Here is a 16,319-nt window from a genome sequence, read left to right on the forward strand (position 1 = left end):
CTAACTTCGGGGCATGACGCGACGACGTTCTTCTCATCTTCCTTCGCAGGAAACCGAGTTAGGCACGGCGGCACCTTTCCGTCCACTGCTTGGCGACCTCGCCACGGACAGCGCTCGCGATGGCCGTGTGGGTGTCGTAGTCGCTCTCCCTGGTGAGGGCTCTGCGACGACGTTCCACCTGCGTCCGCCTGGTGGCGGGGCCCCCTGGTCCGCGCCCGCCGACGGAACGACGCTCCGTCCCGTGCCGGTGAGGGCCACCCACGCCACGCTCTCGGCCGGACGGGACGCGGTCTACGACGCGCGGGCCAGGCAGGGATCGGTTCCCATCGAGTTCCACTTGGATGACGGCTCGACCCTCGATGGCGCGCTCATCCTCACCTCTGTCGAGCTGGAGTGGCTGCACCAGCAGACCAGCCGCCTCGTCGACGCACACGGACGGGCCCTCGGCGGCACCCCGTGACCGGGCCTCGGCGACGCCATGCCCGAAAAGCCGCGCCGCGCTCCGTACGCCCCGAAGGCGGAGGCATCGCGCTCACGCTTCTGGCCGTCGCCGGCCTGGTGGGACCGGCCTGGGCACTGCGTGAGCAGGCCGTCCCGCTCCTCAACGGCCTCGGTCACCAGCCCGCCGCCGTCTCAACGGACGCGAGCCCGCCCTCCGACCGCTGACTCCGCTCCGCTGTCCGGGTCGTTCACGCCACCTTCCCGGCCAACGGAGCCTGCCATGCACCCGGAACATCCAGGCGTGATTCTCCAGGGAGAGATCATGGACATCCCGTACATCGTCATCGACCAGCTCACCCCCGACCAACAGCAGGTCTGGAAGACCTACTTCGGCGACGCCGACCGACCCCGCTACATCGAGGAAGGCATCTGGCGCCGTACGCAGGAGAAGGCCACGGCCGAACAGAGCGGCTGGACGGCCGCCGACGACGCCCGGCGGCGGATCATCCACTACCGCTACCGGTACGGCCTGGTCCCCACCACCGCCGCGCCGGCCATCGGCCTGACCGACCTGTACCTCTACCACTCCGCTACCGCTCCAGCGGATGAGATCGACGCGCACCACGACGCCCTGTGGGACTCGCTCGCCACCGGCGGCTGGAAGGAGGCTCCTGGCGGATTCTTATGGACACGCCGGGATCTGAAGTGCCGGATCACCGAGCACGACGCCCACCCCCAGGACGTGGCGGCGGGCCGTACCCTCCCCGTCGGCTACCGGAGCCTGGACGTGCAGATCGCCTCGGTGTCCTACGCACCGCCGCCCGCTGTACGGCAGCTGCCGTGGAACGTCCTCTCCACCGGGATCAGGTGCAAGGACCGACCCGGTACGCCGACCCGCGTACCAGACCTGTCCGTCCTCGCGGACCTGCTGCCGTTCCAGGTGGAGGTCGGCTGCGGTACGTCGGTCGAGGCGGGTATCCCGCCCCTGCACCGGCTCCACGAGATCTACCGGGTGACCGACCGCCAGGGCCACGAGCCTCGGGAACACCGCTTCACCCTCTCCCCGACAGCGGACACGCTCCTCCACGAGGTTCTTACGGAGCCGGAGGAGAAGACTGCGGAGTTCGTGGAGATGTTCCGCGCCTGCTTCCTGGCCGAACCGACTCCGGCAATGTGGGCGCTGAAGGAACTGAAGGACGCCGGTCACCTCGTCGGCCCGGTCATCACCAACAACTTCGACGTGCTCGCGGCGCGCGCCGGGCTCGACGAGTGCTTCATGCGCCGCTACGACCAGGCCGTACCCGACGTCGAGTGGGTGGACGGCGCCAAGGCCCTCCTCGTCGTCGGCCTGCACGCCGACCGCCGCAAGGTCCAGGCCCGCGCCCGCGCCCGCGGCATGCAGGTCGTCTACCTGGACCCGGAGGGCTTCTGGCGCGACGGCCAGTTCATGCCGTACCCGCTGGAAGGCCCTCAGGACGGCGACCTGGTGTGCCGGGCGACCGCCGCCGAGGCACTGCCAGCCCTCGTCAACCTGCTCAAGCAGCAGGCTGGTTGAGCCACCTGCACGAAGAGGGCCGCGCCGGGTGTTGGCGCTAGCGTGACGCACCCGGCCGGCCCGGACTCCCCTGGGCGGGCGAGAGGCAAGGAAAGGAGCGTCGACCCCATGCGCGTATCCGTCATCGGCTGTGGTCACCTGGGCATCCCCCACGCCGCTGCCATGGCCGAGATCGGCCACAAGGTCATCGGCGTGGACCTGGACCAGGCGAAGATCGACCGCCTCAACGCCGGCGAGTGCCCCATCTACGAGGACGGCCTGCCCGAACTCCTCAGCACCCACACCGCCACAGGACGCCTGCGGTTCACCACCAGCCTCGCCGAGGCAGCCGAGTTCGCCGACATCCACTTCCTGGCCGTGGGCACGCCGATCGACGCCGACGGACGGAGCTACGACACCGGACAGGTCTTCGGCGCCGCCCGCGCCCTCGCCCCGCACCTGACCCGCCCGACCGTCATCGTCGGGAAGTCCACGGTCACCGTCGGCACCTCCCGCGACCTCGGTGCGCTTCTCACCCGGCTCTCCCCGGCCGGTGAGGACGTGGAGGTGGTCTGGAACCCCGAGTTCCTACGCGAGGGCCACGCCATCGACGACACCCTGCGCCCCGACCGCATCGTCGTGGGCGTGCCGTCGGCTCGCGCCGAGGACGCGGTACGCCAGGTCTACGCACCCCTCCTGGCGAACGGCATCCCGCTGTTCGTGACCGACCCCGCCACAGCCGAACTCATCAAGGGCGCCGCCAACGCCTACCTCGGCATGAAGATCTCCTTCATCAACGGCGTCGCCGACATGTGCACCGCCGCCGGAGCCGATGTCCAGCAGCTCACCGAGGCCATCGGCCTGGACCCCCGCATCGGCCGCGGCGGCCTGAACGCCGGCCCCGGCTACGGCGGCGGCTGCCTCCCGAAGGACGTCCGCGCCTTCACCGCCTCCGCCCGCACCTTGGGTGCCAACGAGGCAGCGACCATGCTGCGGGCGGCGGAGGAGGTCAACGAATCCCGCCCCACCGCCGCGCTGAGTCTCATCGAGCAGACGCTCGGCCGCCCCGTCGACGGCGTACGCATCACCGTCTGGGGCGCCTCCTTCAAGGCCGGTACCGACGACGTCCGCGAATCCCCGGCCCTGGCGATCGCCGCGCTCATGCACCAGCGCGGCGCGACCGTCACCGTCCACGACCCGCACGCCGTGCCCACGGCACTGCGCCGCCACCCCGAACTCGACTATTGCGAAACCCTCGAAGGCTCCCTCGCTGCAGCCGAGTTGATCGTCCTGGCCACCGAATGGCCCCACTTCCGCGAGGCCGATCCCAAGGCCCTCGCCCCACTGGTCGCGGACCAGGTCCTTGTCGACCTCCGCAACCTCATCGACGCCGACGCCTGGCGTATGGCCGGTTGGACTGTACGCCAGCTCGGACGACCCGCACAGGAATAGCCGAACCCATCGACCGGAGGTCCGACGTGGACACCCTGTGGGACAACATCGAGAAGCTCTCCGCCGTCTGCCGAGCGGCTGGCGCCCACCTCCCCGACGAGGAGCTCAAGGCCCTCCAGGTCGGCAAGGTCGCCGAGGAGGCCGGCGAGGCGATGCACGCCCTCCACGGCCTGAAGGGCCTCACCACCTGCGGCGACGACCACACCTGGTCCGAGGTCCAGAACGACCTGGTCGGCTCCGTCATCGCCGCCCTCCTGGCCATGCACTACATCGACCCCACGGGCGCCCGCGCCACCTTCGACGAGATCCTCCACCGGCGGACACGAAGGGGCCGGGAGGCCGCTGCTACGGCCTGACAGCCTCCGGATATGGCCGTCGACCGCTCCGTTGGACACGGGCGGCGGCCATGTCTGGCACACAAGCTGCGCCGGGCACCTGCTCCCAGCGCGGTAGAACTTTCCCTACTTCGCCAAGGCGACTCGCTCCGCTCGCCGCGCGCTCCCCGGCTACGCCGGTCGCGCGGTTGGAGCAAGCACCACGATGGGGAAGACCCGCTGTGGTTGGGGCGGTCGGCTCCACGGTTTAGCCACCCACCCGCTCGACTGATCTAGCTTGAGGAATCGCAACTATTCGAATGTCGAAATAGACAGATAATCAAGATCGAGCTGCTCTGAATTTCTCATCTGCTCCAGAGTGAAAGAGCTAGTGCCACTAACTTGTGCCGAAATCGATTTAATTACACCTGCAGGCCGGCATAGAGATACCCACGCTTGCGCCAACTCGACCCATTTCTGTGCAGCCAAATTTCCAGAGGAACTAGAAATATCCATCGCCGCTTGCGACGGGCTCACAGATGAAACCGGCACAAAGGTCGACCAATCATCAACCTCAGGCAGCACATGAGGCTCAAGAATGAAATGAAGCACAATCTCTACCGAGGTCGCATTCCAACCTGGCAGAGCTTCGGCGCGGATCTGATGAATGTTGCGCAGGGCTGCGCCTTCGTCACTATTTTTCTTGTGCTTACTAATCAGTCTCGTTCGCATTGCATGCAACGATGTGTGCAAGTCGTCGGGAAAGGCAAAACGACCAAACCTGCGGGCCACGACCATGGCGAAATTGCGAATTTCCTCGTCCGTCTCCACCCCATGCCTGAGGTTTCGCCCCACAAGAACACTCTTTTCAGCAGAAAATGTTCGCGTTAGGTCAGCCCCTACGTTTCTGTTAAGCGCAGGCAACCAAACAATTCTCGTAGACTCGCTTTTACGAACCTGACTTATCAGGCCGTCCGGAATCTCTACGATAGGGCAAGCTTGAAAGTGCGGCTGATCCGACACAGATCTTACAACATCACAAGTTTGCGAAATGATAACATAACCAAGTGATTCTACAGTATCCAGTACAGCCAGTTCTGGATTTTCTTTGGAAGAGTCCGCAAGCTGCAATCCTTCGGTTATTCTCAGCGCTTCCGAGGCGGGCGTGAGGGGCCTCTTCAGATCAACGAGACGTAGAGCATATATGTCGTCAACGACGTCACCCTGCCGCCACCGAAGGACTTCACTATCAACGCTCCGCGCGATCAGAACCCGCGGATCTTCACGCGCTGCCTCGTCTTTCATCCACGCTCCGAGTGACAGCTCCACCAAGCCGACGACCGCTACGGACGACTTCAGAACTTGGCTGAGGGGTGGGTTCAGTTGCCTCCAACAGAGTAGCTGCCGGCAGCTCGGCACGTAGCGGCTTCTCGCGCAAACGTAGCTGATAATTAACCATCAACTCGTACGGTGATCTTGCCTCAGCCCCGGCGGCCAGCAAGTGACGCTTCGTCTCTTCGGGGTCGCCGCAGTCGTGCTGAGCTACAACCGCAGCGTGCCGTTCCAGGAGCCGTGCATGGTATTCCGTCATGCGTCCGCCAGCCGACCAGAGATGGACAGCGCGACGGCTTACGCCGAAGAGGCGTGAAACTTGCTCCCAGCTGAGCCCTGAGCGCGCGTGTAGTTGACGGATCTTTATTGCAGGGGCAGCGTCTTCTGTAACTGCCTGTGCTCTAACCGCCTCGCCGTTTCCTGTCTGGAAACTGACGTAGGCGATCTCATCGTGCCGGGCGGGAGCGGCGTTAACCACGCTCGTCGTGCCAGCAAATCCCCAGAAGCTGAGGGCAGCGACGGAAATAACTCGAATGTTAGCTGCTGCAACAACAGCCACGCGTGCGCTTGTTCCTTCGCTCCTACTTGCAGTTGAAAGAGCTGTCATTGCAACTCCTACGCGTAGTGCTCCAGGAAATCATCAGTCACGAGATTCCTAAAGGCCCTGTAAGCCCCGTCAGCCAGTTCTCTAACTCGTGCGCTCACACCAGCAGGTGAAAAATCTTCCGAATTGTCAGTAAATGAATCCAAATCAAGGACCCAGCTGTCAGACGGTAGTGCAGGGACACTCGGCTCGACGGTTCCCCTCGCGGGAATCCAGCCTGAGCGAATCAGCATTCTGTCCACCCCAAGTTCGAAAAGTGACTCACTGAGGGATTGAACTAGGTTAGCTGATTCGCTTCTTTGCGAAACCGCCCATCCGCCAAGCATTTCGGGCCTGAAGAATTTGTTAACCCTCAAGAGGGATTCACCCGAGATCTGATTGATGTAGCGAATTCCGATTCGATCACAGAGAACAGGCTCTGCCACATCGACTAGCGCATTAAGAACAGAGTGGAGCCTTGCGCAAAAGTCATCCCGAGAGACGTACTTGGAAGTCTCCAGAGACACAAACCCATCGGAGAATGAAACCTGCCACTCTCGGCTCTTATCCTGTAGCTGCCAGATCATATCGCGACCAGGTTGCTGCATTACACCTTGAGGCGTAATGACCAAGTTGATGCCGGACTGCTGTCGAGCAACTGGGTACGTGGCCTTCAGTAGCCGACTAAAGCGGTGCTGCCCATCTGATAGCGCCAACTCAGACACTGAAGGGAACCGCACCTGCGCCAGCACACGTGTCAAGGGCGCCCGGGTCAGCGGCACCTCGATCGCGGGCAAGTCACCGAACAGTCCGTCTCCCATACTTCACACTCTACTTCACAGTGCTAGCGGACGCACCCGGTGCAGCGACACTGGGCCCAAGTGTCGCTTTTGTGAGTCCTTCAGCCTTTGGGGTCTTTGCGCAAGCAGGCATACCCGGTCCTCCAGGGGCGAGGACACTCTCCGGTGCACAACACGCACAGCCAGCCCTGCCATCCACTGGCGCACCCAAGTGGCACCAGGACCAAGGGACGACAGGGGTCACTCCCGGTTCCCATCGAAGGGAGGGCGGGAGCTGCAGGTAACGTTCCACCTGATAGGAGTGCTTGCGCTCCTTCACTACATGTGGTTCCCAAGCTCAGAACCCGAGTTCGATCCTCGTCACCCCCTCCATGACTCAGGCCCCGGTCGTCGACCCGGGCCTTGATTGTTGTCTGGACCTGTCTAGGTGTCGCGTGCCAGATGCCTGCGATTCCGCCGCCGTGCGCCGTGCCCGTACAAGCTGGTCGAGGCCGGCGGCCACCTCCCGCTGCCGGTCTGTGTCGGAGTTCTGGTAGATCAGCGCGGCCCGCTCGGTCGACTGCCCCGCTCGGACCGTCGTGTCCTTGGGGGTGGCCCCGGAACGAGTTGTAAGCGCGTTCCCGGTGTGCCGGAGGTCGTAGAGGCGGAAGTTCTCCGGCAGGCCGACCTTGGCCCGCGCCTTGCTCCACTTTCGCCCGAAGGTGGAGCGGCGGAACGGCTTCCCCTTCTCCCCCACGAACAGCAGTCCGTCCGGACCCTTCTCCGCGTACCAGTCGAGATGCCGCCGGAGGTCGTTTCGCAGAGAGGCCGGCAGAACGACGAGCCTCTTCCCGCTTTCGACTTGGTCGGGCTTTCCGCACGCTTGCCGGTGGTCAGCTCCGGAGCGGCCTTCCTGACGCGCACGGTGAGGTCGTCCAGGTCGACATCCTTGCGTCGAAGCTCTACCTGTTCCTCCGGGCGGAGAGGCCCGTACGCACCGAGGAAGACCATCAGCCGCCAGCGGGGCCCGAGCACGTCGGCGAGCGCGTCGCCCTGGTCGACGGTGGCGACGGGGCGTTCCGCCGCGGTTTCCTCTCCGGCGCCCCGGATACGGCAGGGGTTGCGCCGGATCAACTCGTCCTCGACGGCCGTCTCCAGGATGGCCTTGAGGAGCCGATATCTCTTGGCGACGGTGGTCTCGGCCCCCATGCGGTCAGCCGTTCAGATCGCCAGGACCGCGCGATCCACGCTCGTACAGCGTCAGACTGTGGGCTCTACCAGACCGATCCTGTGCCCCAATCTGTGTCATAGGTGCCGGGTAGCCTGCCCGAGTAGGCGCCGACAGCGGACCCCACATCAGCAGGAGGCATCTTGAGCGAGAGCAGCCGCGGCGTAATCTATGTCCTTGCGAATTCCCTTATTCCTGGAGTTCTGAAAATCGGCCGCACCGCAAGAGAGTCAAGTGAACGTGCTAAAGAAATCTCAAACGCAACCGGCGTGCCAGCAGAGTATGAAGTTATATACGACCAGGTTGTTAGCGATGCTAAAGCCGCAGAGAAGGAGCTTCACTCGCTACTACGATCGAGTCGCGTAAACCCGCGCCGGGAGTTCTTCAAAATTTCAATCCGTGAAGCGATTCGCCACGTGCAGCAAATTTGCGATCAGTATAAGGTTAACGAAGCGCGGGAAGCAGTCGAGATAGACGCTCTCCCAGCGCTCGAAGATCGCATGCGCCGATGGCTTCGGCGAGATCTCGTAGCGGTCAGGTTTGTGCAATACCCAGATCTCTGTCTCGTGAAATGGACAGTCCAGCCAGACCATCGAAAGATCGCAGCATTCGAAAATATTTTTGACCTGGCCGTTTTTGGGGAGATTCGAGACCGATGCGAACAGGATCGCAGGCGCCATCATGATGAGCCTCAGTGTGAAGCAGGCGTCTTTTGCCCGACCCACTACTCCCCCAAAGAAAATTTTGAACAGCTCCTCGAGCTAGACCCGTACTCGATGATCATGACAGGTCTCGAAATCCTCACCACCGAGGCTGCAGACTACGTCGCAGAACTATGGGAGAAGCGTCGAATCGAAGCGCCCCTGCGTCCCGGGTGGAGCATCGTGGGGGTCAATTACTCCATGATGGGACCAGAAGAAGAGTGGCGTGAACTCCTCGCAAGGCGCGGAATTCCAGATAGATCCATGGATAATGACATCGAAGTAGCCTCCGGATGAAAATTACCTCATCTCGACAGATGGGAAATGGGGAACCTTGAAACGGAGCCAACAGGCGAATAGTTCAGGATGCCTGGCTTATAACCTCAACGACTCGCACCACTGTCACGCTTCCTAGCTCCCAATTGGCGAAGCTCCGCAAGCTTACAGACAACGTCTCCGGCTATACCGCGTAAGCGGCAGCCCGCCAGATCCGGCAACAGCTGCTGGGCTCTTTAGCGCGATACGGGACCGGTCACCGGGCAGACGGCCACGGCGGCGGCAAATCTCGGCAGAACTGCTGAAGGCGCCGGATTGTACGGTCCCCCGAGACTGCGCTGGGCCAGCCGAGACCGGCCGCCTACTGGCCTAGCAACGACATGCCCAAGCTCCGAGGAACCCGCATCATCCCCCTCCACCCCGTCGGCTCACCCAGAACACACACCTTGGTGGGGTCCGTTGCACTGCCGACCTTCGTGCCCCTTCTGTGCCCATCAGAGCGGACAACAGCGGTTAGATACGGCTCCCAGGGACCGGGGCCCACCCACCTGCAACATGCAAAGGTGCAGGTGAGGGCCCTTCTACTAGGCCAAGCACCGCTGATTCCCAAGCTCAGAGCGCAAGTTCGATTCTCGTCACCCGCTCTTTGATGAAGGCCCCGGTCAGCGACCGGGGCCTTCACGTTTTCCCGGAAAGCCGCCCAGGTGCGCGCCACCTTCAGTCCGTCGTGCCGGGAAACCCCTGACTGCCTCTATGGAGAGGGCGCAGAAGGCAGCGCGCCCGGACGCACAAGGCACCTAAACTTCCAGGAACATCGCGTGGTGGGGTGGAGATGCTTGGACCAGGGCGACGAGACCGGCAGCGGGAGCTCGAGGCCGAAGTGACGTCCTTGGGCGAGATGTTGGCCGAGCACACCTTCGTTCCGGGTGACCCCGGAACACCGCCGAAGGCGCTGGATGACTGGGAGCGCGCCCTCGACGCGTACGACGCCGCTTCTCGTGCCCTGCACCGCCGCAGACAGAAGAAGGTCGTTCCGCATCTCCTACAGGAGGGCCTGACCGCACTGGTCGACCTGGAGGCCCGTGTCGCCGGCTCACCGATACCTCGGCGGTTTCCGCCCTGCTTCTTCGACCCGCGTCACGGGCAGTCGACCACGGAGGCCAGTTGGGCTCCACATGGCGGCGCGAAGCGCCTCATAGCCGTGTGCGCGGCCGACGCGGTACGGCTCCGCGAGGGTTCGCCTCTTCTGCCCAGCGGGCATGTCACAACGGCAGGAGAGTCCGGTGAACCACCCCCGCGCCCCGGGGGTGATCTCTCCAACCCTTGGCTGATCGGGCTGTTCGTGCTGCTCTTCGGCTACGCGACCGCCCTCCTAGTCATGGGTGACATGACAGGAGCGATCCTGGCCGTCACTGTGGGCGGGACTGTCGGCGGAGTGGTCCTCCTCTCGGCACTTTTCGTCTGCAGCGCCTCGATCGACCTGTGGGCGCTGATACATCGGGGCCATCGGACACAGGCGACGTTCGCTCGGTCGACACACGGTCGACACAGGGCTCATGAACACGTCTACGTGCTCACCGACGCCTCCGGCCGACGGCGTGAATCCATACAGCGGGCGTACAGCGGAGCCGCAAACCCCTCACCCTCCCGGACCGTCTGGTACCTACCGAAGGCGGATGGCAGAGGCAAGGCATTGAGCGCCTGGTCCCCCCTCTGGCTTCCTCTCCGCATTCTCGTCGGACTGCCGTTCCTGCTTGGTAGCACTGCTATCACCCTGTACCTGATCCCGGGACGGCTGATCTCGATCCTCCTTTTCTGACTGCCGCACCCGCCTCGCCTCGCTTTGGCAGGGAAGTGAGCACCGGCCAACCGGCCCGCACGGCGCTTGCCCTTGAAGCTCCTCCTGATCTGAGTTTCGCGGAGGCGTGCACCCCTCCGTGCGCATACTCCAGTATGCTTGGATCTATGTCCTCAACGACTCGCATCACCGTCACGCTTCCCAGCGACCAGGTGGCGGAGCTTCGCAAGCTCACGGACAACGTCTCCGGCTATGTGGCGGAGGCCGTGGCCCGCCAGATCCGGCACCAGCTCCTGGGCGACGACCTCCGCCGCCATGAGGAAGAACACGGCTCCTTCAGTGACGAGGAGCTCGCTGCGGCTCACGCGAAGATCTTCGGCTCCGCCAGATCCTCCCAGGACGCGGACGCCGCGTGAGCGAGCGCATCGAAACCGTCGTCCTGGACTCGGAAGGACTCTCCGCCTGGATCGCACAGGACCGCAAGCTCCTCGCGATGCTTCAGATCTTCCACGACATGGGAGCCGACCTGGTGATCGGGGCGAACACCATCGTGGAAGTAACCCACTCCCGCACCAACATGCCCCGCCTGAACTGGGCCCTGTCCCGCATCAAGGTGGAGCCCGTCACCGAACAGGCGGCGAAAGCGGCAGCGGAGCTCCTCAAAGTCGCCGGACTGCACGGGCACAAGTACGCCATCGACGCCACGGTCGCCGAGGTCGCGCTCCGCCAGCCGAAACCCGTCGCCCTGCTGACGTCCGACAGCGATGACATGACCAAACTCTGCGGCAGCCAAGTCCGCATCATCCCCCTGTGACCAGTGCACCCGCCCGGAGCGCGCGTCGCACTGCCAGCTCGCGTGCCCCATCCGTGCCCAGCAGAGCGGACATCAGCGGTCAGATACGGCTCCCAGAGACCGGGAGCCATCCACCTACCCAATCCGAAATCGCAGGTCAAAGCCCCTCCAACAGCGTAAGAACCGTTGATTCCCAAGCTAAGAGCGCGAGTTCGATTCTCGTCACCCGCTCCACATGAAAGCCCCAGGCCAGCGGCCGGGGGCTTCTTCGTTCGGGGCACCTTGGATGCGTCCGGTCGGCTTCGGTGGCCTCTCCCTGGATAATCGACGTATGGCATCACAGCCCAGTCTTTCCGATCTCCGCCGTGCCAAGTTCGCCCGCCGGACGCCCGCAGCACTCTCCGAGCTTGTCGGCCCCGAGCACGGCACGGTGCGCCTGCCACTTCACCTGGCATGGTCGGGGCTGACCACGTTCGACCTCGACCAGCCACGGCTACGGATGAGCTACTACCGCATCGTGTTGGCCGAGGGCCAGCACGACGACCTGATCCAGTACCTCAACCGCGGCCTCCTCGTCAGCTTGTGGCCCACGCTGCGCACACTGATCAGCCGTGATGTCCGTGAAGTCTGGGAGCACGCCTTCGACGAGCTGGCTCACAGCGCCCAGGCTGCTGCGTGAACCTCACCGATCTGCACCGTCGCCTGCTGGCTGATGTACTCGCCGTGGGCGGTGCCTACCCTCTGGCGCTTACCGGCGGCTACGCAGTCCAGGCACACGGCCTGGTCGACCGCCTCAGCCAGGACCTCGACGTTGCGACCGAGAACCCCGATCGCATGGAGGACATTGCCGCTGCCGTGCGCGCCGGCCTGGAACAACACGGGTGGCAGGTCAGCGCTCTGGAAACAGACCCGCTCTCCGCACGCCTGATCGTCACCGATCCCATCAGTCACGAAGAGTGCGAGGTCGACATCCTCAAGGAAGCGCTCTGGCGACCGCCCGTACACACCGACCACGGACTGGTGCTGTCCCTCGAAGATGTCGTCGGGACCAAAGTCCGCGCACTCTTCGACCGCGGACTCGCCAGGGACCTGATCGACGTACAGGCTGCCGCGAACCGCTGGAGCCATGTCGAACTCGAAGAGCTCGGTCGACGCCACGCCCGCGACTCCTTCGAGCTGAGCGAGCTCCAAGCGCGGTTGACGGGAGTTGACTGGATCGACGACACGGAATTCGCCGCCTACGGACTCGACGAACAAGCGATCACCGGGCTGCGCCAGTGGGCACAGGCATGGGCCACCGACATCGGCGAACGGCTCCAAGAGCTGGAGAGTCCGCACGAAGACTGATGGGCGCATGGAGGCCAGATGCGCTCAGCACGGTGCACGCCAGGTCACTCGGCTCACGCACGGCCGTACCCCATCCGTGCCCAGCAGCACGGACAACAGCAGTCAGGTACAGCACCCAGAGACCATGGCAACCCCAGCTTCCGCGCAGGAAAGCACAGGTCAGAGCCCTTCCGGGAACTCAAACACCGCTGATTCCCAAGCTCAGAGCGCGAGTTCGATTCTCGTCACCCGCTCTTTGATTGAGGCCCTGGTCAGCGACCGGGGCCTTTCTCGTTCTCTAGACCCCTTGGGGCTGGCGTGCCATTCGTGTGCCATGCCGAGGCGCTGGCCGGCTCCGCATCCGCTACGGACGACGTGCGGATCTTCACCAGGGCCTGCTCGAACTGGCTTGTGGGTCTTCGCTCCGCTTGTGGCCGGCGTGATGCTGCTCGCTCCCTGCGTGTGGGGGCACAACCACGCGGCCGGCCGACCCTGGTCGGCACCGACGAGCAGATGCTCCAGCTCCTGGAGCCATATGCCGCGGGCAGCCCGGCTCATCCTGTCGTCGCCTGCCCCACCGCAGGGCACTCCGGGCGCCGCACAGCCGCCTCGGTCGTATGGCGGATCTCCGCGACCGATGGGGGGCTACAGGGAGGAGGGTTAGGCGGTGGCGGTGTCGATCGGCTGTCTCCAGACGAGCACGGCGACGGTGCCCGCGAGGATGACCGCGGTGAGAGCGAAGGGGACGGGGGTCAGGGGGTCGATCAGGATCAGGAGGCCGGCCAGGGGCAGGACGGTGTTGACGACGCGGTCGGCGCGCGGCCTGATCGCCAGGGCCCAGATGCCGAGGACGAACACTGCCAGAGGGATCGTGTAAGAGAGCGATGCCCAGGGCTGGTGGAGGTCGCTGTGCCCGGTGAGCACGTCGATCTCGACCTCGATGCCCGCGGAGAACGCACCGGCGGCGGCGAAGATGAAGAAGTGGCCGTACCCATAGGCCAGGGATCGGGAAAAGCTTGAGATGGCGTGATGGTGCGGTGGCCAGAAGTAGATCCACCACAGGGCGGCGGTGGAGACCAGCGTCAGTGCGGAGACGCCGATCAAAGGCGTGAGGTGGTCGGTCTCGTGGAGAGCCTCGATGATCGCGTTGGCCGACGCGAGCAGGCTCTCGCCGAGCAGGATGAGGGTGAACAGGCCGTAGCGCTCGGTGATGTGGTGCGGGTGCCACGGGGTGGAGCCGGTGCGCTCGGCGACGATCGGCACGGCGAGTTCGGCGCCCACCAGGGCGACGAGGGCGATGAAGAACGTCGATTCCGGCAGCAGCAGGGAGGCAAGCCAGAGTAGTTGGACGCCGGTGATGCCGCCGGCGTAGATGAGCGTGGCGCGCCGGGCCTTTCCGGCGGAGCGGGAGGCGCGCAGCCACTGGGCGACCAGGGCCAGGCGCATGACGACGTAGGCGAGGATCAGCACCGAGTAGTCGTGGTCCTCGAAGGCCGGTTTGATCCCTGAGGCGAGGACGAGCACGCCGCCCATCTGCACGATGGTGAGCACCCGGTAGAGCCAGTCGTCGGTGTCGAAGGAGGTGGCGAACCAGGTGAAGTTCATCCAGGCCCACCCGTGAGTCAACGGAGCAACACCGCTCTGACCTGGGGTTCTTCACCAACACCCTCTGTGTAGCCCGTAGGGCCGCACGGCGGGCAGCGGGGAGCACCCCGGCCGAGGGCGGTACGACTTCGGCGAACGGATGACAGATGGATCGGGACGACTACCCCGCCCTCAAGGCCCTCGGGTTCGAGGATGACGAACTCAAGGAACTCGGACTCTGGGACGTCTACACGGGCGACCCGGCGGCGCTGGCAGAGATGTACGTCCGGCGGTCCAAGAAAAAGGACACGTTGGCAGCGCTTAAGGCCATGGTCCGGCAGATGTGTGCTCAGGCCGACCGAGACAAGATCAAGGTCCGGCACGTGTGGTTTGAACAGAAGTCGGCCAGTAAGGCGTATGTCCGGCGCGAGGAATTCGAGAAGTCCACAGCGGCAATCGTGGACGGCCTGTCCAAGACGCTGTACGTGTTCAAGACCTCTCGGCTGTCTCGGCGGGGAATGGGGCAGGTTGGTCTGTTGCTCGACACATTCGAGGAGCGGCAGGCGCGCATTTACCTGGTCTCTGAGCACTTGGATTCGCGCTACTCCCGAACGGTCCTCGGGTTCCTCTCCGAGCAAGCGCGAGACCAGGCAAAAGACATCGCCGAATTCACCAAGTTGGGAATCGACGCTCACAAGGCAGAGGGGCGCTGGCCGGGAGGAGTCACGCCGTACGGTCTCGAATGCCCCAAGGGAACCGGCAAGCTGCGGCACAAGACAGCGGAATACCCGACTGCGCGCCGGATTGCGCTCCGCCTGCTGGACGCCATCACTCCCGCTGCCATTGCCGAGGAACTGAACAAAGAGAGGACGCTCACCCGGCACGGGAAGAAGTGGCGCGCGCAGACGATCATTCACCTCGCCCACTCAGTGAGTTGGGCTGGTCTCATCCCGAACCGTGAGCGCGCGACGGACGAGAACGGAAACCCCATCGACAAGTACTTCAAGAGCATTGAGCCGTTGAGGGACGCCAAGGGGATTCCGATTCCCTGCGGTGAGGGTGTCGTCACCTATGACGAGTTCCTGAAAATCAACGCGCTCATGACTGGCCGGTCCCGCGCTGCCTCTGGCTCCGCGATCGGAAACACGCGGCGTGGTGTCCGTCAGCCGGTCACCATCATGACGGGCCTATTCAAGTGCCCGCATTGCGGCGGCCCTCTCGGAAACGGCGGACGAAACTACAACTGCCGCAACCGGGCCATGCAGGGACCGTCTGTCTGTCAGGGGGCGGCAACAGCACGGCAGCGGGTAGACGACGCGATAACGGAATTGTGGAGGGGGCACATTCTCCACCTCGCCCCCGACTCGGAAACCATTCAGAACATTGCCCGCCGCTGGCTCAGCTATCAGGACCCGGGCAAGGAGGCGCGAAAGCGCCAGGTGTCGGCCCTGCTTGAAAGCGCGGTGGGGCGGGAAATGAAACTCGAAAAGGAGTTCTTCGTTCTGGGCAAGATGAGCGAGGAAAAGTTCGAGAGTCTGCGCGAACAAGTGGCCGTGCAAATCGCTGAACTCAAAGTCGAGTTGGCGGAACTCAGCAAGGAAGCGGACCTCTCCCCGCTCATGGACCCCGTGGCACTGACGGCCATTTGGAACAGCGAGGGAATCGAGGGGCGGCGCGCTCTCCTCGCTGCGGCCGTCAAGTCGGTCACCATCACACCGGCCAAGTACCGGGGGGACCGAACCCCGATTCATGACCGGCTCGTGGTCGAGTGGCGAGACGCGAAGGACCCTGCCGCCGCTGGTTTCGAAAAGGGGGCGGAGTTCGCGTTGATGACCCGGCAGCGCCGTAAGGCGGAAGCCACCGCGTAACAGTGTGTAGGAGAGGGCCCCGTTCGGAGTGATCCGGGCGGGGCCCTTTGCTATGCCCCCAGGAAGCCACAGGCGGCCCCGTGAGCGCCTTACGGACCCGAGGTGGGACCCCCAAGTGTGTCGGGACGTGCCTGCAAGGCCGCCAGAGAGGCGCACAGAGCCTTTGAGGGCCAGCGAGCGGAATTCCCCGTAACACGGCGGGCAGGGGTCGAGTGTGTCGAGTGCTGTTCCTGGGGGTCATTTTTGGTTCCCTCGTGGAAACTCCATTAGGGACCTACTTCTCTACTCAGAATCAACACTCAACACACCT

Annotated in this window: 14 protein-coding genes and 1 pseudogene; 11 read left to right on the forward strand and 4 right to left on the reverse strand. The window is 64.1% G+C overall.

All coding sequences use genetic code 11. From position 1 onward, the window contains the following. The first annotated feature begins 241 nt into the window (after positions 1 to 241). From KME66_RS15605 to KME66_RS15620, 4 genes are all read left to right on the forward strand, one after another. On the forward strand, positions 242 to 460 hold the full coding sequence (locus KME66_RS15605; protein WP_031125441.1) for a hypothetical protein: 219 nt from the start codon (positions 242 to 244) through the stop codon (positions 458 to 460). Positions 461 to 763: 303 nt separating this feature from the next. After that, entirely contained in the window at positions 764 to 1,996 is a 1,233-nt protein-coding gene (locus KME66_RS15610; RefSeq protein WP_216329379.1) for a hypothetical protein, read from the forward strand. Between the two features lie 108 nt (positions 1,997 to 2,104). After that, positions 2,105 to 3,427, forward strand: a complete 1,323-nt coding sequence (locus tag KME66_RS15615; RefSeq protein ID WP_216322961.1) for a UDP-glucose/GDP-mannose dehydrogenase family protein — start codon at positions 2,105 to 2,107, stop codon at positions 3,425 to 3,427. Between the two features lie 26 nt (positions 3,428 to 3,453). After that, complete coding sequence (locus KME66_RS15620) at positions 3,454 to 3,783, forward strand: MazG-like family protein (RefSeq protein ID WP_216322963.1); 330 nt, start codon at positions 3,454 to 3,456, stop codon at positions 3,781 to 3,783. A gap of 270 nt (positions 3,784 to 4,053) precedes the next feature. Here KME66_RS15620 and KME66_RS15625 read toward each other — a convergent pair whose 3' ends face one another. The 3 genes and pseudogenes from KME66_RS15625 to KME66_RS15635 form a co-directional block, all read right to left on the reverse strand. Continuing rightward, the gene (locus KME66_RS15625) at positions 4,054 to 5,046 is read right to left on the reverse strand and encodes a hypothetical protein (protein WP_216322966.1); all 993 of its coding nucleotides are present in this window, start codon (positions 5,044 to 5,046) and stop codon (positions 4,054 to 4,056) included. A gap of 642 nt (positions 5,047 to 5,688) precedes the next feature. Next, positions 5,689 to 6,477 (reverse strand): TIGR04255 family protein, encoded by a 789-nt coding sequence (locus tag KME66_RS15630; protein WP_216322969.1) that lies wholly within the window; start codon positions 6,475 to 6,477, stop codon positions 5,689 to 5,691. A 355-nt stretch (positions 6,478 to 6,832) separates the two neighbouring features. Further along, positions 6,833 to 7,673 (reverse strand): annotated as a pseudogene (locus KME66_RS15635) (tyrosine-type recombinase/integrase); the annotation flags it as partial. A 133-nt stretch (positions 7,674 to 7,806) separates the two neighbouring features. Here KME66_RS15635 and KME66_RS15640 point away from each other — a divergent pair. The 6 genes from KME66_RS15640 (at position 7,807) to KME66_RS15665 (ending at position 12,578) form a co-directional block, all read left to right on the forward strand. Beyond that, positions 7,807 to 8,661 carry a GIY-YIG nuclease family protein gene (locus KME66_RS15640; RefSeq protein WP_216322972.1) on the forward strand — a complete coding sequence of 285 codons (855 nt, stop codon included), beginning with the start codon at positions 7,807 to 7,809 and terminating at the stop codon, positions 8,659 to 8,661. Positions 8,662 to 9,529: 868 nt separating this feature from the next. Continuing rightward, positions 9,530 to 10,459 carry a hypothetical protein gene (locus tag KME66_RS15645; protein ID WP_216322977.1) on the forward strand — a complete coding sequence of 310 codons (930 nt, stop codon included), beginning with the start codon at positions 9,530 to 9,532 and terminating at the stop codon, positions 10,457 to 10,459. Positions 10,460 to 10,605: 146 nt separating this feature from the next. Further along, positions 10,606 to 10,854 carry a type II toxin-antitoxin system CcdA family antitoxin gene (locus KME66_RS15650; RefSeq protein ID WP_216322980.1) on the forward strand — a complete coding sequence of 83 codons (249 nt, stop codon included), beginning with the start codon at positions 10,606 to 10,608 and terminating at the stop codon, positions 10,852 to 10,854. Continuing rightward, positions 10,851 to 11,252, forward strand: a complete 402-nt coding sequence (locus KME66_RS15655) for a DNA-binding protein (RefSeq protein ID WP_216322983.1) — start codon at positions 10,851 to 10,853, stop codon at positions 11,250 to 11,252. Before KME66_RS15650 ends, KME66_RS15655 begins: the two co-directional genes overlap by 4 nt. A 310-nt stretch (positions 11,253 to 11,562) precedes the next feature. Next, on the forward strand, positions 11,563 to 11,910 hold the full coding sequence (locus tag KME66_RS15660; RefSeq protein ID WP_216322986.1) for a transcriptional regulator: 348 nt from the start codon (positions 11,563 to 11,565) through the stop codon (positions 11,908 to 11,910). Next, entirely contained in the window at positions 11,907 to 12,578 is a 672-nt protein-coding gene (locus KME66_RS15665) for a nucleotidyl transferase AbiEii/AbiGii toxin family protein (RefSeq protein ID WP_216322987.1), read from the forward strand. Before KME66_RS15660 ends, KME66_RS15665 begins: the two co-directional genes overlap by 4 nt. Positions 12,579 to 13,217: 639 nt before the next feature. Here the strand turns inward: KME66_RS15665 and KME66_RS15670 are convergent. Then, positions 13,218 to 14,162 (reverse strand): low temperature requirement protein A, encoded by a 945-nt coding sequence (locus KME66_RS15670; RefSeq protein ID WP_253208361.1) that lies wholly within the window; start codon positions 14,160 to 14,162, stop codon positions 13,218 to 13,220. Between the two features lie 146 nt (positions 14,163 to 14,308). On the opposite strand from KME66_RS15670, the gene KME66_RS15675 reads away from it, so the two are divergent. After that, positions 14,309 to 16,009, forward strand: coding sequence for a recombinase family protein (locus KME66_RS15675; RefSeq protein WP_216322990.1), 1,701 nt, complete (start codon positions 14,309 to 14,311; stop codon positions 16,007 to 16,009). Positions 16,010 to 16,319: the final 310 nt, after the last annotated feature.

It is taken from the genome of Streptomyces sp. YPW6, assembly GCF_018866325.1.
Taxonomy (GTDB): domain Bacteria; phylum Actinomycetota; class Actinomycetes; order Streptomycetales; family Streptomycetaceae; genus Streptomyces.

What these genes read in the sequence shown, in the direction of transcription:
- KME66_RS15610 (WP_216329379.1), top strand. Translation starts at nt 764, where the DNA reads ATGGACATCCCGTACATCGTCATCGACCAGCTCACCCCCGACCAACAG.
- KME66_RS15615 (WP_216322961.1), top strand. Translation starts at nt 2,105, where the DNA reads ATGCGCGTATCCGTCATCGGCTGTGGTCACCTGGGCATCCCCCACGCC.
- KME66_RS15625 (WP_216322966.1), bottom strand. Translation starts at nt 5,046, where the DNA reads ATGAAAGACGAGGCAGCGCGTGAAGATCCGCGGGTTCTGATCGCGCGG.
- KME66_RS15630 (WP_216322969.1), bottom strand. Translation starts at nt 6,477, where the DNA reads ATGGGAGACGGACTGTTCGGTGACTTGCCCGCGATCGAGGTGCCGCTG.
- KME66_RS15650 (WP_216322980.1), top strand. Translation starts at nt 10,606, where the DNA reads ATGTCCTCAACGACTCGCATCACCGTCACGCTTCCCAGCGACCAGGTG.
- KME66_RS15660 (WP_216322986.1), top strand. Translation starts at nt 11,563, where the DNA reads ATGGCATCACAGCCCAGTCTTTCCGATCTCCGCCGTGCCAAGTTCGCC.
- KME66_RS15670 (WP_253208361.1), bottom strand. Translation starts at nt 14,162, where the DNA reads ATGAACTTCACCTGGTTCGCCACCTCCTTCGACACCGACGACTGGCTC.
- KME66_RS15675 (WP_216322990.1), top strand. Translation starts at nt 14,309, where the DNA reads ATGGATCGGGACGACTACCCCGCCCTCAAGGCCCTCGGGTTCGAGGAT.